Source organism: Sinosporangium album (assembly GCF_900100605.1).
Lineage (GTDB): Bacteria > Actinomycetota > Actinomycetes > Streptosporangiales > Streptosporangiaceae > Sinosporangium > Sinosporangium album.
In genome coordinates, this window is sequence record NZ_FNCN01000023.1 from 1 (window position 1) to 26,102 (window position 26,102).

Annotated in this window: 26 protein-coding genes and 1 riboswitch; of the genes, 9 read left to right on the forward strand and 17 right to left on the reverse strand. The window is 68.6% G+C overall.

What is annotated here, in order from left to right; all coding sequences use genetic code 11:
* The 4 genes from BLQ73_RS21575 to BLQ73_RS21590 form a co-directional block, all read right to left on the reverse strand.
* Positions 1-1,829, reverse strand: a 1,829-nt coding sequence (locus tag BLQ73_RS21575; RefSeq protein WP_093172715.1) for an ATP-dependent Clp protease ATP-binding subunit, incomplete at its 3' end; no start/stop codon positions are given.
* 327 nt (positions 1,830-2,156) lie between these two features.
* The gene (locus BLQ73_RS21580) at positions 2,157-2,486 is read right to left on the reverse strand and encodes a histone-like nucleoid-structuring protein Lsr2 (protein ID WP_093172717.1); all 330 of its coding nucleotides are present in this window, start codon (positions 2,484-2,486) and stop codon (positions 2,157-2,159) included.
* Positions 2,487-3,617: 1,131 nt separating this feature from the next.
* A complete protein-coding gene (locus BLQ73_RS34680) occupies positions 3,618-5,066 on the reverse strand; it encodes an RDD family protein (protein WP_093172719.1) in 1,449 nt (482 codons plus the stop codon).
* An 85-nt stretch (positions 5,067-5,151) separates the two neighbouring features.
* Entirely contained in the window at positions 5,152-5,763 is a 612-nt protein-coding gene (locus BLQ73_RS21590) for an amino-acid N-acetyltransferase (protein WP_093172721.1), read from the reverse strand.
* A gap of 686 nt (positions 5,764-6,449) precedes the next feature.
* Between BLQ73_RS21590 and BLQ73_RS21595 the strand changes: the two genes are divergently transcribed.
* The gene (locus tag BLQ73_RS21595) at positions 6,450-7,388 is read left to right on the forward strand and encodes a C40 family peptidase (protein ID WP_093172723.1); all 939 of its coding nucleotides are present in this window, start codon (positions 6,450-6,452) and stop codon (positions 7,386-7,388) included.
* A 234-nt stretch (positions 7,389-7,622) separates the two neighbouring features.
* Here BLQ73_RS21595 and BLQ73_RS21600 read toward each other — a convergent pair whose 3' ends face one another.
* Positions 7,623-7,871: a LuxR C-terminal-related transcriptional regulator gene (locus BLQ73_RS21600; RefSeq protein WP_093172724.1), complete on the reverse strand. Its 249-nt coding sequence runs from the start codon at positions 7,869-7,871 to the stop codon at positions 7,623-7,625.
* Between the two features lie 244 nt (positions 7,872-8,115).
* Between BLQ73_RS21600 and BLQ73_RS21605 the strand changes: the two genes are divergently transcribed.
* Both BLQ73_RS21605 and BLQ73_RS21610 read left to right on the forward strand, forming a co-directional pair.
* A complete protein-coding gene (locus BLQ73_RS21605) occupies positions 8,116-8,400 on the forward strand; it encodes a helix-turn-helix domain-containing protein (protein WP_245691248.1) in 285 nt (94 codons plus the stop codon).
* 33 nt (positions 8,401-8,433) lie between these two features.
* Entirely contained in the window at positions 8,434-8,688 is a 255-nt protein-coding gene (locus tag BLQ73_RS21610; RefSeq protein ID WP_093172728.1) for a hypothetical protein, read from the forward strand.
* A gap of 189 nt (positions 8,689-8,877) precedes the next feature.
* Here BLQ73_RS21610 and lysX read toward each other — a convergent pair whose 3' ends face one another.
* Complete coding sequence (gene lysX / locus BLQ73_RS21615) at positions 8,878-10,380, reverse strand: bifunctional lysylphosphatidylglycerol synthetase/lysine--tRNA ligase LysX (RefSeq protein ID WP_275936309.1); 1,503 nt, start codon at positions 10,378-10,380, stop codon at positions 8,878-8,880.
* Positions 10,381-10,548: 168 nt separating this feature from the next.
* Here lysX and BLQ73_RS21620 point away from each other — a divergent pair, with 168 nt between their 5' ends.
* Complete coding sequence (locus BLQ73_RS21620; protein WP_093172732.1) at positions 10,549-11,052, forward strand: hypothetical protein; 504 nt, start codon at positions 10,549-10,551, stop codon at positions 11,050-11,052.
* Positions 11,053-11,215: 163 nt separating this feature from the next.
* Here the strand turns inward: BLQ73_RS21620 and BLQ73_RS21625 are convergent, their stop codons facing one another.
* The 6 genes from BLQ73_RS21625 to BLQ73_RS21650 form a co-directional block, all read right to left on the reverse strand.
* On the reverse strand, positions 11,216-12,004 hold the full coding sequence (locus tag BLQ73_RS21625) for a type III pantothenate kinase (RefSeq protein WP_093172734.1): 789 nt from the start codon (positions 12,002-12,004) through the stop codon (positions 11,216-11,218).
* Positions 12,005-12,207: 203 nt separating this feature from the next.
* Positions 12,208-14,742, reverse strand: a complete 2,535-nt coding sequence (locus tag BLQ73_RS21630) for an L-aspartate oxidase (protein ID WP_093172736.1) — start codon at positions 14,740-14,742, stop codon at positions 12,208-12,210.
* A gap of 136 nt (positions 14,743-14,878) precedes the next feature.
* Positions 14,879-15,292, reverse strand: coding sequence for an aspartate 1-decarboxylase (panD, locus tag BLQ73_RS21635; RefSeq protein ID WP_093172738.1), 414 nt, complete (start codon positions 15,290-15,292; stop codon positions 14,879-14,881).
* 83 nt (positions 15,293-15,375) lie between these two features.
* Positions 15,376-16,272, reverse strand: coding sequence for a pantoate--beta-alanine ligase (panC, locus tag BLQ73_RS21640; RefSeq protein ID WP_093172740.1), 897 nt, complete (start codon positions 16,270-16,272; stop codon positions 15,376-15,378).
* Positions 16,269-17,159 (reverse strand): Rossmann-like and DUF2520 domain-containing protein, encoded by an 891-nt coding sequence (locus BLQ73_RS21645; RefSeq protein ID WP_093172743.1) that lies wholly within the window; start codon positions 17,157-17,159, stop codon positions 16,269-16,271. The genes panC and BLQ73_RS21645 overlap by 4 nt, the downstream gene beginning before the upstream one ends.
* A gap of 470 nt (positions 17,160-17,629) precedes the next feature.
* Entirely contained in the window at positions 17,630-17,866 is a 237-nt protein-coding gene (locus tag BLQ73_RS21650) for a chaplin (RefSeq protein ID WP_245691250.1), read from the reverse strand.
* A gap of 290 nt (positions 17,867-18,156) precedes the next feature.
* Between BLQ73_RS21650 and BLQ73_RS21655 the strand changes: the two genes are divergently transcribed.
* The 3 genes from BLQ73_RS21655 to BLQ73_RS21665 all read left to right on the forward strand — a co-directional run bounded on the left by BLQ73_RS21655 (position 18,157) and on the right by BLQ73_RS21665 (position 20,903).
* Positions 18,157-19,116 carry an SAM-dependent methyltransferase gene (locus tag BLQ73_RS21655; protein WP_093172745.1) on the forward strand — a complete coding sequence of 320 codons (960 nt, stop codon included), beginning with the start codon at positions 18,157-18,159 and terminating at the stop codon, positions 19,114-19,116.
* Positions 19,117-19,221: 105 nt separating this feature from the next.
* Entirely contained in the window at positions 19,222-19,704 is a 483-nt protein-coding gene (locus BLQ73_RS21660; protein ID WP_093172747.1) for a cation:proton antiporter regulatory subunit, read from the forward strand.
* Positions 19,705-19,724: 20 nt separating this feature from the next.
* Positions 19,725-20,903: a cation:proton antiporter gene (locus BLQ73_RS21665; protein ID WP_093172749.1), complete on the forward strand. Its 1,179-nt coding sequence runs from the start codon at positions 19,725-19,727 to the stop codon at positions 20,901-20,903.
* On the opposite strand, the gene BLQ73_RS34210 is transcribed toward BLQ73_RS21665, so the two are convergent.
* Both BLQ73_RS34210 and BLQ73_RS21675 read right to left on the reverse strand, forming a co-directional pair.
* On the reverse strand, positions 20,866-21,084 hold the full coding sequence (locus BLQ73_RS34210) for a hypothetical protein (RefSeq protein WP_245691251.1): 219 nt from the start codon (positions 21,082-21,084) through the stop codon (positions 20,866-20,868). The genes BLQ73_RS21665 and BLQ73_RS34210 overlap by 38 nt on opposite strands.
* A gap of 25 nt (positions 21,085-21,109) precedes the next feature.
* Complete coding sequence (locus tag BLQ73_RS21675) at positions 21,110-21,874, reverse strand: TerC family protein (protein ID WP_093172753.1); 765 nt, start codon at positions 21,872-21,874, stop codon at positions 21,110-21,112.
* 131 nt (positions 21,875-22,005) lie between these two features.
* A riboswitch (SAM riboswitch) is annotated at positions 22,006-22,121 on the forward strand.
* Between the two features lie 54 nt (positions 22,122-22,175).
* Between BLQ73_RS21675 and BLQ73_RS21680 the strand changes: the two genes are divergently transcribed.
* A complete protein-coding gene (locus BLQ73_RS21680; RefSeq protein WP_245691252.1) occupies positions 22,176-23,441 on the forward strand; it encodes an aminotransferase class V-fold PLP-dependent enzyme in 1,266 nt (421 codons plus the stop codon).
* 17 nt (positions 23,442-23,458) lie between these two features.
* On the forward strand, positions 23,459-24,619 hold the full coding sequence (locus BLQ73_RS21685) for an NADH-quinone oxidoreductase subunit D (protein WP_093172757.1): 1,161 nt from the start codon (positions 23,459-23,461) through the stop codon (positions 24,617-24,619).
* Between the two features lie 38 nt (positions 24,620-24,657).
* Here the strand turns inward: BLQ73_RS21685 and BLQ73_RS21690 are convergent, their stop codons facing one another.
* The 3 genes from BLQ73_RS21690 to folB are packed head-to-tail and all read right to left on the reverse strand — an operon-like array spanning position 24,658 to position 26,038.
* The gene (locus BLQ73_RS21690) at positions 24,658-25,119 is read right to left on the reverse strand and encodes a DUF3180 domain-containing protein (protein ID WP_093172759.1); all 462 of its coding nucleotides are present in this window, start codon (positions 25,117-25,119) and stop codon (positions 24,658-24,660) included.
* The gene (gene folK, locus BLQ73_RS21695) at positions 25,116-25,616 is read right to left on the reverse strand and encodes a 2-amino-4-hydroxy-6-hydroxymethyldihydropteridine diphosphokinase (protein WP_093172761.1); all 501 of its coding nucleotides are present in this window, start codon (positions 25,614-25,616) and stop codon (positions 25,116-25,118) included. Before folK ends, BLQ73_RS21690 begins: the two co-directional genes overlap by 4 nt.
* Positions 25,613-26,038, reverse strand: coding sequence for a dihydroneopterin aldolase (folB, locus tag BLQ73_RS21700; RefSeq protein WP_093172871.1), 426 nt, complete (start codon positions 26,036-26,038; stop codon positions 25,613-25,615). The genes folK and folB overlap by 4 nt, the downstream gene beginning before the upstream one ends.
* Positions 26,039-26,102 lie beyond the last annotated feature (64 nt).

A 26,102-nucleotide genomic window follows, 5' to 3' on the forward strand; every position in this document is an offset into this window, starting at 1 on the left:
ACCTTCTCGGTGAGCTGGCCGCCCTCCTCGTAGCCGACGTAGCCCGGCGGAGAGCCGAACAGCCGCGAGACCGTGTGCTTCTCCATGAACTCGGACATGTCCAGCATGATCAGCGCGTTCTCATCGCCGAACAGGAACTCCGCGAGCGCCTTGGACAGCTCGGTCTTGCCGACGCCGGACGGCCCGGCGAAGATGAACGAACCACCCGGGCGGCGCGGGTCCTTCAGACCGGCGCGGGTGCGGCGGATGGACCGCGACAGCCCCTTGATCGCGTCGTCCTGGCCGATGATGCGCTTGTGGAGCTCGTCCTCCATGCGCAGCAGCCGCTGGGACTCCTCCTCGGTCAGCTTGAAGACCGGGATGCCGGTGGCGGTCGCGAGCACCTCGGCGATGAGCTCCTCGGTGACCTCGGCCACGACATCCATGTCGCCGGCCTTCCACTCCTTCTCCCGCCGCTCACGCTTGAGCATGAGCTGCTTCTCCTGGTCGCGCAGGGCCGCGGCCTTCTCGAAGTCCTGGGCGTCGATCGCCGACTCCTTCTCCCTGCGCACCACGGCGATCTTCTCGTCGTATTCGCGCAGGTCCGGCGGCGCGGTCATGCGGCGGATCCGCATCCGCGAGCCGGCCTCGTCGATCAGGTCGATCGCCTTGTCGGGCAGGAACCGGTCGCTGATGTAGCGGTCGGCCAGGGTCGCCGCGGCGACCAGGGCGCCGTCGGTGATGGACACCCGGTGGTGCGCCTCGTAGCGGTCGCGCAGCCCCTTGAGGATCTCGATCGTGTGGCTGAGGCTGGGCTCGGCCACCTGGATCGGCTGGAACCGGCGCTCAAGCGCGGCGTCCTTCTCCAGGTGCTTGCGGTATTCGTCAAGGGTGGTCGCGCCGATGGTCTGCAGCTCGCCTCGCGCCAGCATGGGCTTGAGGATGCTGGCGGCGTCGATCGCGCCCTCGGCGGCGCCCGCTCCGACGAGCGTGTGCAGCTCGTCGATGAACAGGATGATGTCGCCGCGGGTGCGGATCTCCTTCAGCACCTTCTTCAGGCGCTCCTCGAAGTCACCGCGGTAGCGGGAGCCCGCCACCAGGGCGCCCAGGTCGAGCGTGTAGAGCTGCTTGTCCTTGAGCGTCTCGGGCACCTCGCCCTTGACGATCTTCTGGGACAGGCCCTCGACGACGGCGGTCTTGCCGACGCCGGGCTCTCCCACCAGCACCGGGTTGTTCTTGGTCCTGCGGGACAGGACCTGCATGACCCGCTCGATCTCCTTCTCACGCCCGATGACGGGGTCGAGCTTGCCCTCGCGGGCGGCCTGGGTCAGGTTGCGGCCGAACTGGTCGAGGACCAGCGACGTGGACGGCGCGGACTCCTGGGGCCCGCCCGAAGCGGCCGGCTCCTTGCCCTGGTAGCCGTGAAGCAACTGAATGACCTGCTGGCGCACCCGGTTGAGATCGGCGCCGAGCTTCACGAGCACCTGGGCCGCCACGCCTTCACCCTCGCGGATGAGGCCCAGCAGGATGTGCTCGGTGCCGATGTAGTTGTGGCCGAGTTGCAGGGCCTCGCGGAGCGACAGCTCAAGGACCTTCTTGGCCCTCGGGGTGAACGGAATGTGCCCCGACGGCGCAGACTGGCCCTGGCCGATGATCTCCTCGACCTGCTGGCGCACTCCTTCAAGACTGATCGTCAGACTCTCGAGCGCCTTGGCGGCGACACCCTCGCCTTCGTGGATCAAACCGAGAAGAATGTGCTCAGTGCCGATGTAGTTGTGGTTGAGCATCCGGGCCTCTTCCTGGGCCAGGACGACAACCCGACGCGCGCGGTCGGTGAACCTCTCGAACATCTCGTCGCTCCTCACAGAGCGGTCAGTCGGACCCGGACTTGTCCGGTCCCATCATTCCGCATGCCAGCCCCGTCTCGAAGACCGCTCACTGAGGAAGACGTTCCCCGAGAGCAGGGCGTTCACCCTTCATCCAACTACTAGTCGGGGGCCAGGTGTTCCCGCTACGCCGCAAGCGAACGAGGTTTGAGGAGCGCCAAAACGCGATCATGCGCTTATGGCGACCGCCGGGGTCCTAGGCGGTCGTCATAAGCGCATGGTTCGGCAAAAAGGCCGGAGCACTGAACCCACGGGCGAAGCCGGACCTGCCCCGCCGCGAAGGGTAAGACCCTAGTGCGCCGCCTCGTACTTCTCGACGACCGAGGAAGCGATTCGACCGCGCTCGCTCACGGGGAGGCCGTTCTGCTTGGCCCAGAGACGGATCTCCGCGCTCTTGTCGCGGGTGAGGGCCCGCTGGCCGCCGCGGCGGCGGCGCGTGACGGACGTGCTCGCCCGACGCGCGCTCTGCACGAAAGGCGTGAGCGCCTCGCGCAGCTTCTTGGCGTTTCCGTCGCTCAGGTCAATCTCATACGACGAGCCGTCAATCGCGAAGGCGACCGTCTCATTGGCCTCGCCACCATCGAGGTCGTCGATGAGAATCTCCTGGATCTGCTTGGCCATGCACGCAATCCTTTCGCGGGGCATTGTTTCATTGGCGAGCCAAACATATACCGGAAATGCCGCGCACACAATTCACGACCCGAAGGATTCGTGCGGCCGTGAGGCTCAGGCCGGCTTGTCGCCCTCATCGCCCCGGTTTGGGCGACGGCCCGCCGCCTCCGATCGGACGAGCTTCACGACGCCATAGATGAAGGCGCCGCCGACGACGACCGGGGGTATCAAGGCTTCCAATACTTCAGGCATTACGTCCTCGCTCAGCGCCGGGGGACTGTTTCGTGGCCATGGTCTTTATTCACAAGCGGCCCGGGGGGTCACCCTGAGGGCGGGCGGTCGCGGGCAGATGCCCCACAGACGACGATAGCGCTACTGGGCGCCCACACGTAGGGCAGGGGCGGCCATCTGCGCACCTCGGGGCGGGTAACAGCTTAATGGGTGTCTCTCCAGATCCCTTACCGGATGTGCTGCCAAAAACCTGCAATAGCACTCGACGGCGCCCCTCGGGTGATCACTCGACTGGAAAGGGCCACCTCAGCCGAGCGACTTGACCATGCGGACTGCCCTGGCCTTGTCATCTGTCACGGACTGACACTACGGGACGAGGGGAATGCACACGTCGCGATTCGTTCACCTCTAAAAGGTGATGGCGTTGGCCACCGGCGATGACATGGATGCGCGCGGCATGACATTGCGAGGAGCGCCGCAGGGCCCGACAAGAACAACTCCGCCGCCCGCTCCCACGTGACCGCGAGACGGATGTCGGATGTCCGAAACCCCCTCCCGCGGCCCCCGCCGGGGGCCGGCGCGGCTCAGAAGGATGGAAAACGTTACCTGAGGGTGAGACGCCGGAACGGCCGGACGCAGGGGAAACGGCACGGCCGGGACGCCATCTCGTGCGAGAACTGTCACCGTTTCCATGGGTTTGGGCCCTGGCTGGAGGTTTTGCCGGAAAAAGGCGATCTTTTTACTGCGGCCGACCGGCCCCTTACGACGGGCCGGTCGGCGTCCATGTGAAGACCCACATGAACGTCCACCTGAAGGCCCGTGCGAAGACCCACATGAACGTCCACGTGAAACAGGGCCGGAGCGATGCCGCTCCGGCCCCGTTACCGACGAACCGTCGAATCGACGAACCTACTTGACCTTGACCACCACGGTGTTGGCCACCTTGTCGTGCAGGCACTGCTGAAGCGGCTTGTCCCAGAACTGCCACAGCACATTGACCAGGCCGAACACACCGTAGATCAGGTTTCCGACCACCGGAATCCACGAGATCGCGTAGCCGCCCCAGAGCACACCGGCCCGCCTGATCACGACTTCGGTGCTCAATCCGCCCGGCGCGAGCGTGCCGCCGACGGGGACCACGCGAATGCCCATCGCCAGCTTGCCGAGGGTCTGTCCACCCCGGCGAAGCATGAGGAACTCGTAGGTGATGACGGCGGCCGCGCTGAACAGGGCGGCGAGCAGGGTGGCGATGAACAGACCGCCCACCGGATCGATCGCCTCGGTCTCCGGGTTCCACCGCTCGGGGATGAAGAATATCGCAGTCAAGATCATCGAGATGATGGCGCTCACAACGCCGAACAGCAGACCGTCGATGATCCTCGCCACCAGGCGCTGCCACCACTCGGCCAGCGGAGCCGGAGCCCCGGGCGGAACGGCACCCGCGGGCGCCCCATAGGGCGAATGGCCGTAAGCCGGAACCTGCCCGTATCCGGGAGCCGCGGCGCCGTAGCCGCCCATGGGAGGAGCCGCGTAACCCTGCTGGCCGTACGCTCCCCCGCCGTAGGGGTCGGCCGGTTGCGTGTAGGGCTGACCCGCGTGCTCCTGCCCCCCATATCCGGATGAACCCTGGCCGGGCTGGGTGGAGGCCCCGTAGGTCTGCTGGCCGTATCCGCCGACCTGGCCGTATCCGCCCTGCCCGTAGTCCTGGGCGTATCCCCCGGGCCTGCCGTACGGATCGGACGGCTGCCCGTATGCGGTCTGCCCGCCGTAACCCGGCTGCCCCTGCTGACCGTAACCCTGCGCGTTGTAGCTCTGCGCGTTGTAGCCCTGCGGGTTGTAGCCCTGGTCGCCGTAACCCGGCTGCCCTCCGTAGCCGGGGGCCTGGCCCGGGTCGGAGGCGCCGTAGCCCTGCGAGCCGTACGCACCGGCCTGGCCGTAACCCTGCTGGCCGTAACCCGGCTGCCCCTGCTGGCCGTAACCCTGCTGGCCGTAACCCTGCTGACCGTAGGGATCGGACTGCTGTCCATAACCCTGCTGCTGCCCGTAGGGCGGCTGCGCCGGCTGGCCGTACGGCGACGCGTCGCCCTGGCCGTAACCCTGCTGCTGTCCATAAGGGGGTACGGCCGGCGCCTGGTCCCCGTAGCCCTGCCCGGCGTAACTCTGTCCGGTGTAGCCCTGCTGTGCCTGCTGCGGCGCGGGCCCAGAGCCCGTGTCCGCGCGGTAGCCGACGATCGTCGCGTCGGGATCGGAGTCGGCCGGACTCCGTCCCGCGTCCTGTTTCCCGTATTCCGACCAGCCCGCCGAGAATCCATCGCGATTCTGGTCGTCCTGTGGATACGGCGGCTGTCCGGTGCTCACCGTGTCACCTCGCTTCAACTGCGCATGCGACACGTGTGCGGACGCATGCTTGCTTCGCACAAGGTATCGACATCACCATCAACAGTCATCTTTCCCTTTGGACACCGACAGCGTCACCAGCAGGGAGATGAAGGAGCATTCGCGTGTTCCCCAAGGTGTTCGGCTTGACGTGCTCAAGATCTAGGAACTCGGCGATCCCCTCATCGTAGGAGGCCAGGAGTTCGGCGTAGACCTCCGGCGACACCGGCGTGCCCTGAATCCGGCGGAATCCGTGGCGAGCGAAGAACTCGACTTCGAATGTGAGGCAGAAGACGCGGCGGAGCCCGAGGTCCCGGGCGGTCTCCACAAGCGCGGCGACGATGTGATGGCCTATGCCCATGCCGCGGCATTCGGTGTCGACGGCGACCGTACGGATCTCCGCGAGGTCCTCCCAGAGCACGTGGAGTGCGCCGCATCCGACCACGGCACCGCCGCGTTCGGCGACCCAGAACTCCTGAACGTCTTCGTAGAGCGTGACGGTGGCCTTCTCCAGAAGGCGGGGACCGGTGCCGGCGTAGGTGTCGACCAGGCGCCGGATGGCGCGCACGTCGGGCGTGCGGGCGCGCCGGACGATGACCTGCGGGGAGACCTCCGCAGGCTCGGCGGTGCCCTCGGAGGTGGCGACTGGGGATGTGGGGGGCTCGGCGACCTGCTCCATGACCGATCAGCGTACGTCCTCGGTCCGAGTAATTACGGACTACCTCTATTCGACCACTGAATGTTACAAGACGATGACAGAAAGTGCGAAGGTCGAGGTCAACTCACAAGCTCCGCATGTCCGCTAATTTCGCCATTCATACGTCAGGACACCTGCGGTGATCTCCCTCACAGCTCGGCAGACGCACGCAAAAGCCATCCAACCCACCCGCCGATCATGAATATATGTGATCTCCCTGAGATGGTGGGCTTGTGAAAGCTCCACAGAGTTCTCAGTTCTGGTTGAGCAAGAACCACTGCGTGCACTAATGTCCACGGTCGATGTGAGCCGCGCCCGGCGCGGTGAGCGTCACATCCCCTCCACCCAGGGGAAACCGGGGATCCACATGCGGCGGCACCACGGCCCCAAGGTCAGTCCGAGCCTGCCCGAGCGCGGCTCCGGCCCGATCCCTCACGCCGATCGGCGCCCCGCATCCCGCAGGTGGTGATGAGAGGAGCTGGTCGGTGATTCAGGTGCGTGCGCGTCGTGCCAGGCGGGGGAACGCGGAGATCCGCCCAGGTCGGCAGCCCCTCGCCCCGCAGTCGCTCATCCCACGGTCGCTCATCCCACGGTCGCCCATCCCACGGTCGCCCACCCCGCCCCCCGTCGCCCCGCGCCGCCGCTTCTCGCTGAGGATCGCGGTCGCGATGAGCGCGCTGGTCCTCGCCACACCCCTCGGGGCCGCCTCGGCCGACCCGCAGCCGACCCTCCAGGAGCTGTCCGAACAGGTCGAGAAGCTCCACGAGAACATCGCGACGCTCAGCGAGCAGTACAACGGCGAGCGGATACGCCTCAAAGAGGCTCAGCGCACCGCTGCGGCGGCGAACAAGACGCTGTCGACCAGTGAGTCAGAGCTTCAAGCCGGTCGCCGCAAAGCGGCTCTCCTCGCTCAGAACGCCTATATGACAGGCGGCCTGAGCATGACGATGGCCCTCACGGGGGTCGGTGACCCCGACTCGCTGCTGAACAGCGCCGCCACGCTCTACGCCCTGGAACAGCAGCAGGGCGAGGAGGTCAACCAGGTCGCCCGTGCGATGGCAGCCGCGGAGAAGGCCAAGGAGACCGCCAAGACCCGCAGCGCGGAGGTCAAGTCCCTGGTCACAGACCTGGCCGGGAAGCGGGACGAGATCCGCTCGCTGGTGGCGAAGGTGGAGAGCAACTTGTTCCGCCGGGTGATGGACCAGGCCACGGCGGGCGGCCGTGCCGTACGGGTCAGTGTGCCGATCATCGGCGAGGGCAAGGCCGCACAGGCGGCCAGGTGGGCCATGACGCAGCAGCTCAAGCCCTACATCTGGGGCGCGGAGGGCGCGCACGGCTACGACTGTTCGGGGCTTGTCATGTGGGCCTATCAGAAGGTCGGGATCCGCCTTCCGCATTACACGGGCTCCCAGTGGACGGCCGGCAAGCGCATCCCGAAGAACCAGCTACGCGCCGGCGACCTGGTCTTCTTCTACAACGACCTGCACCATGTGGGCATCTACATCGGCAGCGGGCTCATGGTGCACGCGCCGCGCACCGGCGACGTCGTACGGGTGGCGTCGATCGCCAACCGGCCCTACGCGGGGGCCATCCGCATCGCGAACTGAGCGACTGGAGCGGGCGGAATTGGCTGGGCCTGAGCGGGCTGGTCGGGCTGGTCGGACCGGGCCCGAGCGGACAGAGCCTGACAGGCAAGAGCCCAAGCGGACCGGGCCCGAGCGGACAGAGCCTGACAGGCAAGAGCGAACCGTACGGCGCGAGCCTGCGGGGCCACCCTGTGGAGCGCGACTCTTCCCGCAGCTCGGACAGTTTGGGAACGGTCCATAAAACTAACCGAAAAGTTAGATGAGTCTTCGGCGGGCGGCCCACGCCACGGCCTCGATGGCGGTGGCGACGCCTATGCGGTCGCAGATGCCGCGCAGGCGGCGGCGCACCGTGCGCCCGCTGATGTCGAGCCTGCGTCCCACGCGGTCGACCGTGACGCCTTTGGCCAGCTCGGCCAGGATGACCAGGTCGTCTTCCGTCAGCCCGAGGCCGTGAGCCTCCAGGGAACCGGCATGACGGTGGGAATCCAGATCGGGATATGCCATCGGGAGCCCTCCCCCCAACACGGAACTCGGCGACACGGCGCACGAACCTATCTTGGTGGCCCGCCAGGAACGGTAAACGCCTTCTTGAAAGGTCGTCAAGTTCGGATCGCTACATGCGGACGACTCGCCGTTGACATAGTCATCGCTATGTGAAGTACTCACGATATGTCTAGACCAATTCCACCAAATCGGACTCAAGCGAAGGCCAGAACCCGAGAACTCCTCCCCCGCGTCCGCCGCCGAAGTGTTCGCCGAGCGCCGTTACGCGGGAACCTCGGTCGAAGAGATCGCCACGCGCGCGGGATACACCATCGGGGTGCTCTACGCGCATTTCTCGGGAAAGCGCGAGCTATTTCGCACGCTCTCGCGGACATCCCGAAGTTCACCGAGAGCGCCGTCCTTCACGCAGCGTATCCGCCCACCACTCAGCAATCTTGAAGAAATGGATGGCCCGGAAGTACCGAAGGAAGTGCTGTTCAGTGCATTAAGGCCACATTTCCATGACCGGGCCGACGCACACGCCCAGTAGATTGACCTTGAAATCGAGTTTGTTCGCCATGCCGTGTGGAAAAAGGATCTTCTGCGCCGACCGCGTGGACGCCGGCGAGAGCCACGTACGGCGGTCGCCGGCCTTCTGGCCGGGCACCTGCCCGGGTCGGCTTCCGCCGTACGAGACCGCCGGGACACCGCCACGGCGATCATGACGTTGTTCGACAGGCTGGCACTCCAGCAACGTCTCGACCGGGAGGCGGCGGCGCCGTCGCCGTTCGCGGACGCTCACCGCCGGCTCGCCACCGGGTGGAGCCACCGCACGTGATCAATTACTAGTTCCTCATTTATCGGGAAGTATGTCAAGGTGTCCGGGCTATGTGCTATTCCACACAACACAGCCCGATGGCATAGAAAGCGAGACCGCCGACGGTCCCACTGAAGGGACGCGCCGACGGTCGGGTGGTCGAGCTATTCGAGAAGGATGTCGAAGCGGTCGAGACGGTCGGGAGACCGCTCAGCCGGTCGGCTTCACGAGCGGGAACAGGATGGTCTCGCGGATGTTGCGCCCCGTGAAGGCCATGATCATGCGATCGATGCCCGCCCCCATGCCGCCCGTCGGGGGCATGGCGTATTCCAGGGCCTGCAGGAAGTCCTCGTCGAGCTGCATGGCCTCCGGGTCGCCGCCCGCGGCGAGCAGGCTCTGCTCGGTGAGCCTGCGCCGCTGCTCGATCGGGTCCACCAGCTCGGAGTAGGCGGTGCCGAGCTCGGTGCCGAAGCCGATGAGGTCCCACTTCTCGGTGAGGAGCGGGTTGTCTCGGTGCTGGCGGGTCAGCGGCGAGGTCTCCAGCGGGTAGTCCATGACGAACGTCGGCGCGACGAGCGTGTGCTCGACGAGCGCCTCGAAGATCTCCTGCACCAGCTTGCCCTGCCCCCACTTGGGGTCCCAGGTGATCTCACGCGAGTCAGCCAGTTTACGGACGACCTCTAGCGGGGTCTCCGGGGTGATCTCCTCACCGAGGGCTTCCGACACCGAGCCGTAGAGCGTGATGCGCGGCCACTGGTCGCCACCGAGGTCGATCTCCTGTCCCTCGTGCACGACCACGGTCGTGCCGAGGGCCGCGACGACGGCCCGCTGGTACATCCGCTGGGTGAGCACCGCCATGTCGTTGTAGTCGAGGTAGGTGCCGTACGCCTCGAGCATGGTGAACTCGGGGTTGTGCGTGGCGTCGGCGCCCTCGTTGCGGAAGTTGCGGTTGATCTCGAAGACCTTGTCGATGCCGCCGACCACGAGCCGCTTGAGGTAGAGCTCGATCGCGATGCGCAGATAGAGCTCCATGTCGTAGGCGTTGATGTGGGTCTTGAAGGGCCTGGCCGACGCTCCGCCGTGGATCGGCTGGAGCATCGGGGTCTCGACTTCCAGGTAGCCCTCTTCGTGCCAGAAGTCCCTGACCGCGCGCACGGTGTCGCTGCGCACGCGAGCCATGCGGCGCGCCTCGTCGTTGACGATCAGGTCGACGTAGCGCAGGCGCACCCTGGCCTCGGGGTCGGTGAGGCCGTGGTGCTTCTCCGGCAGGGGGCGCAGGCACTTGGAGGTGATCTGCCAGTTCTCCACGAGGATCGACAGCTCGCCCCGGCGGGAGGTGATCACCTCGCCCTCGACGCCGACGTGGTCGCCGAGGTCGGTGTCGCGCTTCCAGGCGGTCAGCGACTCCTCGCCGACGCGGTCGAGCGACAGCATGATCTGGATGTCGCCCGAGCCGTCGCGGATCGTGGCGAAGCAGAGCTTGCCGCCCTGGCGGGAGAGCATGATGCGCCCCACCACGCCGACGCGGTCGCCGGTCTGGGTGTCGGTGGGTAGATCTTTGTATTTCTCACGGACCTCGGCGACGGTCGCGGTGCGCGGAAAGGTCACCGGGTAGGGGTCGATGCCCTCGCTGCGGAGGCGGTCGAGCTTCTCCCGGCGCACACGCATCTGCTCGGGCAGATCCTCGGCTGTCGTCGTCACTTCATCGGTCACAACCCCACAGACTACCGATTTGGCGAACTGCAAGATGTCAGGCTCATCTTGAAAGCGCATGTAAGGCGAACGTAAGGATTGCTGCAAGAAGCCCGAGTTACCAAGGATGCAACAAACCCGGGGGGATCCGGCACAACGCCGGTCCAGGGGGCGAAGAGGAGAAGTGACATGAAGCGCACCCGCAGCATCCTGGCCATCATCGCAACCACCGCAGCCGTCGGCACCCTGGCCTTCACGGGCCCGGCGAGCGCCGACACCACCGACACCGCCCGCGCCGCCTCGTCCGCGAACAGCGTCGACTACTGGGGCTCGTACTACTCCGCCAACTTCAAGGCCAAGGCCAACGGCACCGTCAAGGTCGACTGGGACGAGGAGGACGAGTCCAACAGCGTCCGGGTCAAGGGCAAGCTGTACGACCTCGACCACCGCACCTACTCGCGCGGCGGCAAGTGCGCCTACATCCGCTTCCAGACCCACGGCCTCGGCGACGACGGCGCCTGGACCAACCGCAAGGTCTACAAGCACTGTGGAGCCGGCAGCGCCAAGAGCTTCACCTTCTGGAACTACGACGTCGACGCGGTGCGCGCCAAGGTCTGCCAGATCGGCCTCCACAGCGCGACGCCGATCAAGTGCGGCTCCTGGAAGTACCTCTACAGCGCCGACGACGAGTGATCGTCCCTCCCCTGGAGAGCCTGCTGGAGAGCCTGCCGACGGCCCACTGAAGAGCCCACCGGAGGGTGAGGGCCCGTGAGAGGGCCCTTGCAGGTCCGCTAGAAGAATCCATGGTTCGTCCCGGCACCGGGACGAACCATCTTCTTTTCCAGCTTCTCCCCGGCTACGGCTTGTTGCGGTTGTAGATCAACCTCAGGCCGATCAGCGTCAACCACGGCTCGTGCACGTCGATCGAACGCGCCTCCCCGACCACGAGCGCCGCGTGGCCGCCGGTCGCCACGACGGTCACCTCGTCGGGGTCGTCGGCCAGTTCGGCCGCCATGCGCTCCACAATGCCGTCCACCTGGCCGGCGAAGCCGTAGATGATGCCGGCCTGGAGGGCCTCAACGGTGTTCTTGGCGATCACGGAGCGCGGCCTGACGAGCTCCACCTTGTGGAGCTGCGCTCCCGCCGCGGCCAGGGCGTCGACGGAGATCTCGATGCCCGGCGCGGTCACCGCGCCCACGTATTCGCCCTTGGCCGAGACCGCGTCGAACGACGTGGCGGTGCCGAAGTCCACGATGACGCACGGCCCGCCGTACAGGTGGATGGCGGCGAGCGCGTTGACGATGCGGTCGCTGCCGACCTCCTTGGGATTGTCCATGCGCACCGGCACACCCGTGCGCACCCCCGGCTCTACGATCACCGCGGAGACGTCGCCGTAGTAGCGGCGGCACATCTCACGCATCTCATTGAGCACGGACGGCACGGTCGAGCAGAGGGCGATGCCGCCGATGTCCGCGTTCTTGAGCAGTGGAGACTGCGCCAGAAGCCCTTGGAGCACGACCGCGATCTCATCGGCGGTGCGTCGGGGATCGGTGGCGAGCCGCCAATGCTCGATGACCTCGTCACCGTCGAACAGGCCGAGGACGGTGTGGGTGTTCCCAACATCGATCGCTAGAAGAAGTGACACACTTTTCCTATCTAGGGCAAGCCAACCATGACCTCGACGCCATATGCGCGATGAGCTTCGGAAGACAGATTAGGCAGATCGCGGAGGGGCCGAAAGCCTCACCCCGTGGTCGTTCCGCGACCGCCCGTGTCCTCCCCGTCCACGCGCCCCAAGCGCCCTGCCGTACGGCTGCCGCCGGGCGGGAGCCGTACGGCCGGCGGATGTCACCCCTCCCGGAGGTCGAGCGCGATGTCCAGGGCGGGAGCCGAGTGCGTGAGGGCGCCCACGGCGAGGTAGTCGACGCCGGTCAGCGCCACCTCCCGCGCCATGTCGAGGGTCAGCCCACCGCTCGCCTCCAGCTTGGCCCGGCCCTGGTTGAGCTGTACGGCGCGGGCCATGTCGTCGAGCGTGAAGTTGTCGAGGAGGATCTCGTCGGCGCCCTCGGCGAGCGCGACCTCGAACTGGTCGAGCCGGTCGACCTCCACCTCGACGGGCAGGTCCGGGTAGGCCCGGCGTACCGCGCGGTACGCCTCCGCCACCCCGCCGGCGGCGACCACGTGGTTGTCCTTGATCAGGGCCGCGTCGGAGAGCGACATGCGGTGGTTGGCCCCGCCCCCGGCGCGCACTGCGTATTTCTCCAGGGCGCGGAGTCCCGCATGGGTTTTACGGCTGTCGCGCACCCGCGCGTCCGTGCCCGACAGGGCGGTGACCCACCGGGCGGTGAGGGTGGCGATGCCGGACAGGTGGGTGAGCAGGTTGAGGGCGGTGCGCTCGGCGGTGAGCAGGTCGCGGGCCGGCCCTGTGACGGTCATGAGGATGTCGCCGCGTTCCACCTGTTCGCCGTCCTTGACGTGCCGTTCGGCGGTGAGGCGGCCGTGGGAGGAGTACGCGAACAGCCCTTCGGCGAGCGCGAGGCCGGCGACGACGCCGGAGGCCCGGGCCACGACGTCGGCGACGGCGACGGCGTCCTCGGCGATGGTGGCGGCGCTGGTGACGTCGCCGTCGGCCCAGACGTCCTCTCTCAGCGCCGCGTCGTAGACGGCGGTGACGGCGTCCGGGGAGAGGCCGGCGGCGACCAGGTCGGCCTGCACCCGCTCCGGCAGGACGGTGCTCCGGTCGTCGCTGCGCACATATTCCATGGTCAGTCCCTCCTCGGTCAGGGAAACGTCGAGGTGGCCTCGCCACCGGACGTTGTCGCGCTCGCGGTAGTCCTCCCGCCAGTGTGAGCCGCGCGTCTCCTCGCGGGCGCCGGCGGCGGCCGCGAGGACGGTGGCCACGGTGAGCAGGTTGCTCGCCTCCCACGACTCGGTGCGCGGCTCCACCGCGACGGGCGTCCATCGGGCGCCCACCAGGGCCGCGCGGACCTCGGACAGGCTCTGGCCGCTGCGCAGCACGCCGGCGCCGCGGCTCATGTGGGCCTGGACGCGCGGTCGCGTGCGCGGGTCGACCAGGGAGGAGGGCCGCTCGTCGGGGGCCGGGTCGCCGGGGCCGCGCCGTACGGCAGCGATGTCGGCGGCGATGCGGTCGGCGAAGACGAGCCCTTCGAGCAGCGAGTTGGAGGCCAGGCGGTTGGCGCCGTGGACCCCGGTGCAGGCGACTTCGCCGCAGGCGTAGAGGCCGGGGACGCTGGTGCGGCCGTGGAGGTCGGTGCGCACTCCCCCGCTGGCGTAGTGCGCGGCGGGGGCGACGGGGATCGGCTCGGTGGCCGGGTCGATGCCGTGTTCGCGGCACACCGCGTGGATCGTGGGGAACCGGCTGCGCCATTTGGCCTCGCCGAAGTGGCGTCCGTCGAGGTAGACGTGCTCGGCGCCGGTCTCGTGCATGCGGCGGGTGATGGCCTTGGCGACGATGTCGCGGGGGGCGAGGTCGGCGAGTTCGTGGACGCCGGCCATGAAGCGCTCGCCGTGCGAGTCGATGAGCACCGCGCCTTCGCCGCGCACGGCCTCGCTGATGAGGGGCTGCTGGCCGGTCGCGTCCTGGCCGAGCCAGAGCACCGTCGGGTGGAACTGCACGAACTCCAGGTCGCGCACGACCGCGCCGGCGCGCAGCGCCAGCGCCACCCCGTCGCCCGTCGAGACGGCGGGGTTGGTGGTGGCGGCGTAGACCTGGCCCATGCCTCCGGTGGCGAGCACGACCGCGCCGGCTCTGACCGCGCCCACGCCGTCCTCGGAGCCCTCGCCCATGACGTGCAGCGTGATTCCGCAGGCGGTTCCGGAGGAGTCCTTGAGCAGGTCGAGCACGAGCGCGTGCTCGATGATGCGGATCCGGGGCTCGGCCTGCGCGGCCTCGATCAGCGCGCGCTGCACCTCCGCGCCCGTCGCGTCGCCGCCCGCGTGCACGATGCGGTCGCGCCGGTGCCCGCCCTCCCGGGTGAGTTGGAGTTCGCCGCGCTCGTCGCGGTCGAAGCGGGCGCCGCGGTCGATCAGGCGCCGGAGCGCGTCCGGCCCCTCGGTGACGAGCACCCGGACGGCCTCTTCATCGCACAGGTCCGCGCCGGCCGTCATCGTGTCGGACAGGTGCTCGCCGGGGGTGTCGCCCGGGTCGAGCACCGCGGCGATGCCGCCCTGGGCCCAGCGGGTGGACCCGGCGCAGAGCTCGTCTTTGGTGACGACGAGCACGTCGGCGTCGGGCACCAGTTCGGCGTACCGCAGGGCCACCGTGAGCCCGGCGATCCCCGACCCCACGACCACGATCTCGGCTGAAACGGTCCAGCCGGGAGGCTGTGCGGTGAGGCGTAGGGGGAGGGTCGGTGCACTCATCGGGTCTCCTTGGGCCTGACATGGTTCCCGGGCACTATTTCGTCAATATGACGATAACGGCAGGCGTGAGCTCGCCGTACCGCGGGGTGCCGGTACGGCGTGAGCCGTACCGGCGGCGTTCCAGCGGAAAGCGAGATCAAGCGATGAGATCGCCCGGGATCTCCGTCGAATTCGGAACGGGCTGCGCCAAGTCATGCCCGAGCGCGACGATGCGGTTGTTCTCGTCGACGTGCACGACGCGCGGGGTGAAGGAACGGGCTTCGGCGGCGTCCATCTGCCCGTAGGCGATGATGATCACCAGGTCGCCGGTGTGTACGAGCCGGGCGGCGGCGCCGTTGATGCCGATGACGCCCGAGCCGCGCGGCCCGGCGATGGTGTAGGTCACCAGACGGGCGCCGTTGTCGATGTCCACCACGTGGACCTGTTCGCCGGGAAGCAGCCCGGCGGCGTCCATGAGGTCCTCGTCGATGGTCAGCGATCCCACGTAGTGCAGGTCGGCCTGGGTGACGACGGCCCTGTGGATCTTCGAGGTGAGCATGGTCCTGAGCATGCGATGTCTGCCTCTCTGCGGTCGCGCCGCGCCGCGCGCGTGCACGCCGTGGTGGGGGACGGTCGGACTTCGGAAGGGCGGGATCAGGAGTCGGCTTGGGAGGGGTGGCCCGGGGAGACGGTGATGTCGCCGATGTTGTCGATGAGTCGCGTCGCGCCGACCCGCGCGGCGACCGCGAGCAGGGCCTGCCCCTGGTGCGAGGGCCCCACTTCGGTGAAGGTCGCCGGATCGACCAGCACAAGATAGTCGACCGCGAGGGGCGGCTCGGCTGTGCGGGCCTCCTCCAGGACGGCACGGGCCCCGCCGAGCACCTCCCCCGCGCCGGCCCCGGCCTCGGCGAGCCGCGCGCCCTCGCGCAGAGCTCGGGAGAGCGCGAGCGCGGTGACCCGCTCCTGCGGGGCGAGGTAGCGGTTGCGGCTGGACAGGGCCAGCCCGTCCGGTTCGCGGACGGTGGGCGCCCCGACGATCTCGACGGGCACGTCGAGGTCGGCCACCATGCGCCGGATCAGCGCGAGCTGCTGCGCGTCCTTCTGTCCGAACACCGCGATATCCGGACGCACAAGGTTGAACAACTTCAGGACAACCGTGAGTACGCCCTCGAAGTGTCCGGGCCGGAACTCGCCTTCGACGACCGTGCCCATGCCGCCCGCCGAGACGGAGACCTGCCGGTCGGGGAGGTACATGGCCGCGGGGTCGGGGGTGAAGACCGCGACGACGCCCTCGGCCTCGCAGGCGGCGAGGTCGGCGGCGAGTGTGCGCGGATAGCGGGAGAAGTCCTCCCCCGGCCCGAACTGCAGGGGGTTGACGAAGATGCTCACCACGACGTGGTCGGCTCGTTGGCGAGCGAGCCGGATGAGGGAGCGGTGTCCCTCGTGCAGCGCGCCCATGGTGGGGACGAGCGCGATCGTCGCCTCTCCCCGCGTGGCGCCCAGTGTCTCGCGGACGGCGGTCAGCCCCGCCCGGTCCTCGACAACGATCATGTCCAAATGTTCCCTCCCAGTGCGTCGAGCAGCCGTTCGGCGGCCTCGGGCTTGAGCAGTCCGGCGGCCAGCGCCCGGTCGGCGGTGAGCCTGGCGAGCGCCACGTAGGCGTCCGCGGCCTCGGGAGCCGCGAGGATCAGCGCGTCCACGTGCTTGCGCACGGTGCCGGCGTCGCCCCGCACCACGGGACCGGTCAGCCCGGCGATGCCGAGGCGCAGCACGTTGTCAAGCGCGGCGCCGAGCAGCGGGCCGAGCATGCGGCCGGGGTTGTCGACGCCGATGGTACGGAGGAGCTCCGAGGATTCGGCGATGAGCGTGACCATGTGGTTGGCGGCCCCGGCGATCGCCGCGTGGTAGAGCGCCCGGTCGGCCTCGGCCACCCAGACGGGCTCTCCCCCCATCTCGATGACGAGGGCCTCGGCCACGGGCCTGAACTGCTCGGAGGCGGTCACTCCGAACGAGCACCCGGTGAGGCGGCGCACGTCGTCGTCGCGGCCGGTGAAGGTCATCACCGGGTGCAGCGCGAGGGGGATGGCGCCGGCGCGGACGGCCGGTTCGAGCACGGCCAGGCCGTACGCGCCGCTGGTGTGGACCAGCAGCTTGCCTCTGAGGCCGGCCCCGGTCGCCGCGAGCCCGGCGGCGAGGCCGGGGAGCGCGTCGTCGGGGACGGTGAGAAGCACCAGTTCGGATCGGCGCACCACCTCCTCGGCGGTGGTCGGCGTGAGGCCGAGCCGTTCGACCGCTCTGCGGTGCGAACCGTCGGAGACCCCACTGGCGGCCACGACCCGATGGCCCGCCTGTGCCAGGGCGGCTCCCAGAACGGAACCGACCTTTCCTGCCCCCAGCACGCCGACGGCCAGCCGTGCCGGGCGATCACCTGCGTCCATGACGTCCCGTCCTGTCGACCATGGAGATCACGAGCTTCTCCATCCCTGGGCGCCCTGGGATGCGGAGTGGTTTCCGGCCGGTTCAGGCGTCGTGATCGCACGCGACGAAGGTCGCGGGATGGGATGAAAAAGGCTCCCTGTTCCAGCAGCCCAGGGTAACGGGCGCGCTCATATGATCAACTACCCGGCTCCGCCTCTCGGCGTGGCGCGGGCTCGGGGAAAGCATGGGACAGGCTTTGAGGCCCATTGAGATAGCGACAAATGCCCCATGGGTAGCGAAACCTCATGCCCCTGGATACGCATGGGGGCCCGATGGAGAAAGGATGGGACACGGAATCATCACGAGAGGTATGCGAACGGGCGCCGGGCCCGCACGCGGACCCGGCGCCCTTTCTTCATGCGGCCGGGTGAACACCCGAGAAGGACCGGCCGCACGACCCCTCATCAGCGCATGACGTCAGCGCCCGACGTCAGCGCCCGAAGATCGAGGCGCCACCCTTGCAGCCGGAGATGGCCACACCGAGGATCGCGATCGAGTTGCCGCACACGTTCACCGGCACGGTGATGGGCGCGAAGATCTGGTTGCCGGAGAGGATGCCGTGCCTGCCACTCGTCTTGTGGTGGTCCGCCATCGCCGCAGGGGCGGCCATGAACATCATGCCGGTCACACCGAGGGCCACAGCAGTTCTCTGAAGAGTCTTGCGCACAACTACTCCATTTCTAACGCTTTTCACGCGGCTGGGACCGCGCTTGGTCGGACAACCGACCGCGGGGTGTCCGCACTGGGCGAAACACGCCGCACACCCCCCGTCGGCCAGGGGAGATCACCGCACCAAGCCCGCCGGGGGCCGGGCCGGTTGAGTAATCGCCCCCACACGCTCCGTAACGCTAGCGCAAATCAGCGACAATGCGTGGCAATCACATAACTCTGCGTGTCACGGTACGGCCATGCCGTCATGACCTCACCCCGCCCATCACACCGCTAACCTCCCTGATCATGTGGCTGACCTGGCGCGAGGCAACCGAGCGGGCACTCTACGGCGAGGGCGGGTTCTACCTACGCGAACGCCCATCAGGACATTTCCGCACCTCGCCCAGCGCCTCCCCCGTCTTCGCCGAGGCGCTGCTATGCGCCCTGACGAAGGTGGACACCGCGCTCGGCTCACCACCCGTCCTCGACCTGGTCGACATCGGCGCAGGCGAGGGCGGGTTGAGCGCCGCCATGCTCGCGCTGGCCCCCGAAGTGCTCCGGGCCCGGCTGCGGGTCACCGCGGTCGACCTGGCCCCCCGCCCTGAGGAACTCGCCGAGGAGATCGCCTGGGCGCCGGCGGTGCCGTACGGCGTCAGCGGGCTCGTGGTCGCCAACGAATGGCTGGACAACGTGCCCGTGGACGTCGTGGAGCAGACGGCGCGGGGGCCGAGGCTCGTCCTCGTGGACGAGCGGGGTGCCGAGCGGCTCGGACCGGCGCCGAGCGCGGACGACCTGGCCTGGCTCGCGCGCTGGTGGCCTGTCGGCCCCGTGGGCGCCCGCGCCGAGATCGGCCGTCCCCGCGATCAAGCCTGGGCCGCCGTGATCGGAGCGATGTCCCGGGGCCTCGCCATCGCGATCGACTACGCGCACAGCGCGGGCGAGCGTCCGGCGCGGGGCACGCTCATGGGCTATCGCGACGGTACGGCGGTGCCTCCCGTGCCCGACGGCTTGTGCGACATCACCGCCCACGTGGCGCTGGACGCCTGCGCCGAGGCCGGCCGGCGCGCCGGCGCGGTGTCCACCCGGCTCACCGGCCAGCGGGAGGCACTCCTGGCGCTCGGCGTCACCGGGGCCCGCCCTCCGATCGAGCAGGCCCGCACCGACCCCAGGGCCTACCTCCGCGCCCTCGCCCGGGCCTCGCAGGAAGCCGAACTGATCGACCCGGGCGGCCTCGGCGGCTTCGGATGGCTATCCCAATGGCGCTGACTCCGTGTCGACTGTGCGAACCGGACAGTGAGTTCGGGGTACGGTAAAACCAGGCTATTCAGCCTTGTCAGAGAAGACCCTCGCCACCTGTCGGAGGAGTGTCCGGTGGACATCGAGCAGACCCCACTGCCCGGGATCGGGCTCAAACACGAGTTCACCACCCAGGGCGGGCGGCGCATAGGAGTCATCTCCCACCGCACCGGACGCCGCGACCTCGTCATCTACGACCTATCAGACCCCGACCGCGCGTGTGAGGACATACGGCTCAACGACGCCGAGGCAGACGCCCTCGTCGAGTTGCTCGGCGCCCCGCGCATCGTGCAGCGGCTCAACGCCCTGCACCGGGAGGTCGAGGGCCTCGTCAGCGTGCAGCTCCCGATCACGGCGGACTCTCCGTACGCCGGACGCGCGCTCGGCGACACGCGGGCGCGCACCCGGACGGGCGCCTCCATCGTGGCGGTCGTGCGCGCGGGGCAGGTCAACGCGAGCCCCGGTCCCGATTTCAGATTCGAGAACGGCGACGCGGTCGTCGTGGTCGGCAGCCAGGACAGCACGTCGGCGGTCGCCGACCTCCTGGCGCACGGATAACAGACGACGGAAACAGGCGAGTGCACGGAGCGATTCTTCTTATTGAGCTAGGCGCCATCATCCTCGGCCTTGGAGTGCTCGGGGCCCTGGCGCTGCGTGTTGGCATATCCCCTATCCCGCTTTACCTCATCGCCGGTCTCGCTTTCGGGACCGGCGGTTTTTATCCCCTCGCCACCAGCGAGGACTTCATCAAGGTCGGCGCTGAGATCGGCGTCATCCTGCTGCTTTTGACCCTCGGCCTGGAGTACAACGCCGACGAGCTCATGACGAGCCTGAAAAGCAACGCCAGGGGCGGCTTGATGGACCTGGTCCTCAACGCGGCCCCGGGAGCCATCGCGGCGTTGCTGCTCGGCTGGGGACCGGTCGCGGCCGTGGCGATGGCCGGCGTGACCTACGCGACCTCGTCGGGCATCACGGCGAAGGTCCTCTCCGATCTCGGCTGGATCGGTAACCGCGAGACCCCGGTGGTGCTGTCACTCCTGGTCTTCGAGGACCTCACGATGGCGTTCTACCTGCCGGTGCTGACCGCGGTGCTGTCCGGCGCGAGCCTGCTCAGCGGGGCCGTGACCGTCGGCATCGCGCTGGCGGCGGTCACGGTGGTGCTCGTGGTCGCGCTGAGGTACGGCCGGTTCATCGAGGCGTTCGTGTCCAGCCCGAACTCCGAGGTGCTGCTGCTCAAGGTCGTCGGATTGGCCCTGCTCGTGGCGGGCATCGCCGCCGAACTCCAGGTGTCGTCGGCGGTCGGCGCGTTCCTGGTGGGTATCGCGGTCTCGGGCGAGCTGGCCCACGACACGCGGGAACTGCTGATGCCGCTGCGCGACATGTTCGCCGCGGTGTTCTTCGTGTTCTTCGGCTTGCAGACCGATCCGGCGGCCATCTGGCCGGTCGCGGGGCTGGCGCTGCTACTCGCCGTCATCAGCATGGGAACCAAGCTGGCGACCGGCGTCTACGCGGCCCGCAGGGCGGGCATCGCCAAGGCGGGCCAGGCCCGGGCGGGCATCGCGATGATCCCCCGAGGCGAGTTCAACATCGTGATCGCGGGCCTGGCGGTGGGCGCCGGGGCACACCCCGACCTCGGTCCGCTGGCCGCTGCATACGTGCTGATCCTGGCCGCGTTCGGACCGCTCGCGGCCAGGCTGCTGCAGCCGTTGATCGGCTACTTCACACGGACACGGGAAGTGATCGCAGACCCCGGATGACGTAGCCGGGTCCCCACTCGGGTTCGCGGGTGAGCTCAAGGCCGGGAGCGGCCTCCGCGTGCCGCGCGACGAGCCACTGGCCGGTCGGCTCGAAGAAGGCGACCGGCCGTTCGCGCCTCAGTTCCGCGTAGACGCCGTAGGGGTTCGCGATGAACTCTGGGTTCCAAGGATCAAAGCGCACGAACCCCACTCTAAGTGGTGTTTTGTCAGACCTTGTCCGGAGTTTCCTCCTGATAGCGCTTGTGCAGCACCACCGGTGCCGCGGTCTCCGACTTGGACCGCCTGCGGATGTTGAGCAGCTCCACCAGCAGGGAGAACGCCATCGCGAAGTAGATGTAGCCCTTCTCGATGTGCTGATCGAATCCCTCGGCCACCAGCAGCACGCCGATCAGGACCAGGAAGGACAGCGCCAGCATCTTGATGCTCGGGTGCTTGTCGACGAAACGACTGATCGGGCCCGATGCCCACAGCATCACGATCACCGAGACGATGACCGCTGCGATCATCACACCGATCTCGTCGACCATGCCGACCGCGGTGATGACCGAGTCGAGCGAGAAGACGACGTCGAGGATCATGATCTGTACGATCACCGAGCCGAAGGACGCGGCGCCCTTGCTCGTGCCATGGCCGGACTTGCCCTCCATGCTGTCGCCGATCTCGTAGACGCTCTTGCCCAGCAGGAAGAGGCCACCGAAGATCAAAATAAGGTCGCGGCCCGAGATCTCCTGGCCCAGCACCTCGAAGAGGGGCTCCGTCAGCCGTACCACCCACGACAGAGCCAGGAGCAGCAGAAGTCGGGAGATCAGCGCAGCCGCCAGGCCGAGCTTCCTCGCTCGATCCCGCTGGTGCTCAGGGAGCTTCCCGGCCAGGATCGAGATGAAGATGATGTTGTCGATACCGAGGACGATCTCCAGGCCGACAAGGGTGAGAAAACCGATCCAGATCTGGGGGTCGGCCACCCAGTCCATCTGCACCTCCGGGACTCGTGAGCCATGCGATCAAGATCCGCGTTTATACGCGGGCGATAAGAAGCCCTTACCGAAGGGCCAAGATACCGACTTGCGGCAATAGGGGAGCCTCAGGTTATAGTTCGGCCGAAGGTCATGAGTGCCAGCGACAAGCCCCGGCTTGCTGGTCGGCAACCCTCGCGCTCGCGGCGGGGTGCCCCGGGTGAAGACCAGGTCCGGCGCGCGGTGCGCCGGGCAAGCGCGGGCTTCGCCACCCCTGGTGTCGGGTCCGACCGAGCCGAGGGGATCAGCTTTGTCCACTGTGACGACCACCACACGTGACTTCCGCAACAGCGCCGAGGTGCGTCCCATCCCGACGATCGTCGGGGCCGACCTGTCCGTGCCGGTGAGGGGCGGAAGACTCGTCGGATACGCCAACCTCGACTACGCCGCCAGCGCGCCCTGTCTGACGCCGGTGAGCGAGGCGGTCGCCGCCGCGCTCCCGGCCTATTCCAGCGTGCACCGGGGCGCGGGATACGCCTCGCAGCTCACCACGGCCCGCTACGAGCAGGCCAGACACACCGTCCGCGCGTTCGTCGGGGCCCGTCCGAGCGACGCGGCCGTTTTCGTGCGCAACACCACCGACGCCACGAACCTCCTCGCCCGCTGCCTGCCGGAGGGCACCACGGTCGTCGTCTTCGAAACCGAGCACCACGCCTCCCTGCTCCCCTGGCCCGACGTCGTACGGCTGCCCGCCCCCGCGTTCCCCGGCGAAGCCGTACGGGCCGCCGACGAGGCCCTGGCCGCCGTGGAAGGGCCCGCCCTGCTCGTCGTCACCGCGGCCTCCAACGTCACCGGCGAACTGTGGCCGGTCGCGGCCCTCGCCCACATCGCCCACCGCCACGGCGCCCGCATCTTCGTGGACGCGGCCCAGCTCGTCCCCCACCGTCCGCTCAACCTGACCGCGCTCGACCTCGACTACGTGGCCTTCTCCGGGCACAAGCTGTATGCGCCGTTCGGCGCCGGTGTGCTCGTCGGGCGGCCCGACTGGCTCACCGCGGCCGACCCCTACCTGCGCGGCGGCGGCGCCTCCAAGGCCGTCGCCCAGCAGGTCGAGTGGTGTGAGGACGCCGAGCAGCGCCACGAGGCCGGCACCCCCAACGTGCTCGGCGCCATCGCCCTCGCCGCCGCCTGCGACGCGCTCAGCGCCACCGGGTGGACCCCGCTCGTCCGCGAGGAGGAGCGGCTGCTGTCGCGGCTGCGGGCCGGCCTCGCCACCATCGAGGGCGTGCGCGAACTCGGCCTGTGGGGGCCGGAGCACCCCCGCGTGGGCATCGTCTCCTTCGTGGTCGAAGGCCGCACCGCGCGCGAGGTGGCCGAGGCGCTGTCGGCGGAATACGGCATCGGGGTGCGCGACGGCAAGTTCTGCGCCCACCCGTTCGTCAGCCACCTCTTGGGCGGGCTGGAGGACGGCAGGTGCCAGGACGGTACGGCTTCCGCCGTACGCGCCTCCATCGGCGTCGGCACGGCCGAGGAGCACGTGGACCGGCTCGTCGCGGCGCTCCGGGAGCTTGCCTCACGCTCCTGAGGTGCTTGGATTGTTCTATGACCGAGCGGATTGTGGGCATCGGAGCCGGAGCGCAGGCGGTAGGTGGCAAGGAACTGGCCACCGAGGACATGGTCCTCAACATCGGCCCGCAGCACCCTTCCACGCATGGGGTGCTCCGGCTGCGGCTCACGCTCGACGGTGAGCGCATCACCGCCGCCGAACCGATCGTCGGCTATATGCACCGGGGGGCCGAGAAGCTCTTCGAGGTGCGGGACTACCGGCAGATCCTCGTGCTGGCCAACCGGCACGACTGGCTGTCGGCTTTCGCCAACGAACTCGGCGTGGTGATCGCGGTCGAGCGGCTGCTCGGCATGGAGGTGCCGGTGCGCGCGGTGTGGGCGCGCACGCTGCTGGCCGAGCTGAACCGGGTGCTGAGCCACCTGATGTTCCTCGGCTCGTATCCGCTGGAACTCGGCGCCATCACACCGATCTTCTACGCCTTCCGGGAACGCGAGACCGTGCAGGCCGTGATGGAGGAGATCTCCGGCGGGCGCATGCACTACATGTTCAACCGGGTCGGCGGCCTCAAGGACGACCTGCCCGCCGGATGGCTCGACCGCGCCGGGAAGGCGGTCGCGGACGTGCGGCGGCGCCTGCCCGACATCGAGAACCTGATCCTTGCCAACGAGATCTTCCTGGCCCGCACCAAGGGCGTCGGCGTACTCGACCGCGACACCATCATGCAATACGGCGTGAGCGGCCCCATCGCCCGCGCCTCGGGTGTGGACTTCGACCTGCGCCGCGACGAGCCGTACCTCGCGTACGGCGAACTGCCCGTCAAGGTCGTCACCCGCACCGCGGGCGACTGCCACGCGCGGTTCGAGGTGCTCCTCGACCAGGTCAAGGTCTCGCTCGACCTCGCCGACGCGTGCCTCGCGCGGCTGCGCGAGCTGCCGCCTGGCCCGATCAACCAGCGCCTGCCCAAGGTGCTGAAGGTGCCCGAGGGGCACACCTACGCCTGGACGGAGAACCCGCTCGGCCTCAACGGCTACTACCTGGTGAGCCGGGGCGAGAAGACGCCGTGGCGTATGAAGCTGCGCAGCGCGTCCTTCAACAACATCCAGGTGCTGCGCGAGATGATGCCGGGCCACCTGGTCGCCGACATGGTGGCGATTCTCGGGTCGATGTTCTTCGTGGTCGGCGACATCGACAAGTGATCGGCGCATGAACCGCGCGGCGGGTCAGGTGCGGCGGGTCAGGTGCGCGGGGGCTGGTCGAGGTTCTTGTCCTTGGGCACGCGGCAGCAGTACTCCATGTAGGCCGCGGCGGCGATCAGCAACACGCACGCCAGGAACGAGCCACCGGCGATGAAGAAGTCGTGCCGCGGGGTCTCGCGGTCGAGCAGCTCGATCGTGTGCAGCGCGAACCCGCCGAAGATGCCGCCGAAAAGGGCGCCGGCGTAGGCCGACGCCTTGGCGAGCGCCGCCGTACGCGCCACCACGAGCGGCTCCACGGGCTTGGTGCCGGGTCTGCGCAGCAGCCTGGCGCGTGTCATCCAGCCCGTGTACGCCTCGCCGAGGGCCAGGAGCAGCACGGTGGGGATGGCGGTCCAGGGAAGGCGCGGAAGCGACGAGTAGGACAACTGGAGCGCCCACCAGGTGACCAGCGTCAGACCGAGGAGGATCGCGACCAGGACCCCCGGACGGGTCGGCTTCACTGCGGTCCCTGAAGGGCGAGATCCGTGCGCTCGCGCACGCCCTCCCGGCCGAGCCCGGCGAGCAGGTCGGCGACGCGGCCCCGGCCGGGCAGCGTCGCGTCGGGGTCGACGGCCAGCCAGGGGACCAGCACGAACGCGCGTTCGTGCGCACGGGGATGGGGGAGGGTGAGCGTCTCGTCGTCGAGGACGTGCTCGCCGACGGTGACCAGGTCGACGTCGAGAGTGCGCGGCCCCCAACGCTCCGCGCGCACTCGGCCGAATGCGTTCTCCACACTCTGAGCACGTTCGAGAAGGGCGTGAGGTTCCAGGTCGGTCTCGGCGACCACGACGGCGTTGAAGTAGTCCTCCTGCTCGGGGCCGCCCACCGGGGCGGTCTCGTAGACCGGGGACACGGCGACGAAGTGGATGCCCGGTGCGTCGAACAGCACGTCGAGCGCGCCTTGCAGCGTGTCCAGCCGGCGGCCGAGGTTGCTGCCGAGGGCGATGACGGCCTTCATGAGCCACTCCCCTCGACGGCCGCGGCGACCCTGCCTCTCGTGTCCCTCGTGGCCGTGCCTATCGTGGCCTTGTCTCTGGTGATCGTGACGATCACGTCCTCGAACGGGACGGGGATCGGCGCGGACGGCTTGTGGACACTCACCTGTGCCCGCTGGACCGGGGCGTAGGACAGGCATACGTCGGCGAGGCGCTGGGCGAGCGTTTCGATCAGGTCGACGGGGTCGCCGGCCACGACGTCGACAAGCCTCTCGGCGAGCTCGCCGTAGTGGACGGTCTTGGTGAGGTCGTCCGCCGCCGCCGCAGGCGCCGTGTCCAGAAAAATCGTGACGTCGATGATGAACTCCTGGCCGAGTTCACGCTCGGCGGCCAGCACCCCGTGCCGACCGCGAGCCCGCAGGCCGCGCAGGATCACGCGGTCCAGGCCGTCGCCGTGTCCACTCCCGAGGTTCGTGACGTCGAGGTCCGTGCTCTCGACCCCCCGACGA

Coding starts and splice junctions, on each gene's coding strand:
- BLQ73_RS21645 (WP_093172743.1), bottom strand. CDS start 17,159: ATGGACGCAGGTGATCGCCCGGCACGGCTGGCCGTCGGCGTGCTGGGG.
- panC (WP_093172740.1), bottom strand. CDS start 16,272: ATGATCGTTGTCGAGGACCGGGCGGGGCTGACCGCCGTCCGCGAGACA.
- BLQ73_RS21685 (WP_093172757.1), top strand. CDS start 23,459: ATGACCGAGCGGATTGTGGGCATCGGAGCCGGAGCGCAGGCGGTAGGT.
- BLQ73_RS21580 (WP_093172717.1), bottom strand. CDS start 2,486: ATGGCCAAGCAGATCCAGGAGATTCTCATCGACGACCTCGATGGTGGC.
- BLQ73_RS21620 (WP_093172732.1), top strand. CDS start 10,549: ATGAAGCGCACCCGCAGCATCCTGGCCATCATCGCAACCACCGCAGCC.
- BLQ73_RS21655 (WP_093172745.1), top strand. CDS start 18,157: ATGTGGCTGACCTGGCGCGAGGCAACCGAGCGGGCACTCTACGGCGAG.
- folK (WP_093172761.1), bottom strand. CDS start 25,616: ATGAAGGCCGTCATCGCCCTCGGCAGCAACCTCGGCCGCCGGCTGGAC.
- BLQ73_RS21630 (WP_093172736.1), bottom strand. CDS start 14,742: ATGAGTGCACCGACCCTCCCCCTACGCCTCACCGCACAGCCTCCCGGC.
- BLQ73_RS21590 (WP_093172721.1), bottom strand. CDS start 5,763: ATGGAGCAGGTCGCCGAGCCCCCCACATCCCCAGTCGCCACCTCCGAG.
- BLQ73_RS21595 (WP_093172723.1), top strand. CDS start 6,450: ATGAGCGCGCTGGTCCTCGCCACACCCCTCGGGGCCGCCTCGGCCGAC.
- BLQ73_RS21675 (WP_093172753.1), bottom strand. CDS start 21,874: ATGGACTGGGTGGCCGACCCCCAGATCTGGATCGGTTTTCTCACCCTT.
- panD (WP_093172738.1), bottom strand. CDS start 15,292: ATGCTCAGGACCATGCTCACCTCGAAGATCCACAGGGCCGTCGTCACC.
- BLQ73_RS21600 (WP_093172724.1), bottom strand. CDS start 7,871: ATGGCATATCCCGATCTGGATTCCCACCGTCATGCCGGTTCCCTGGAG.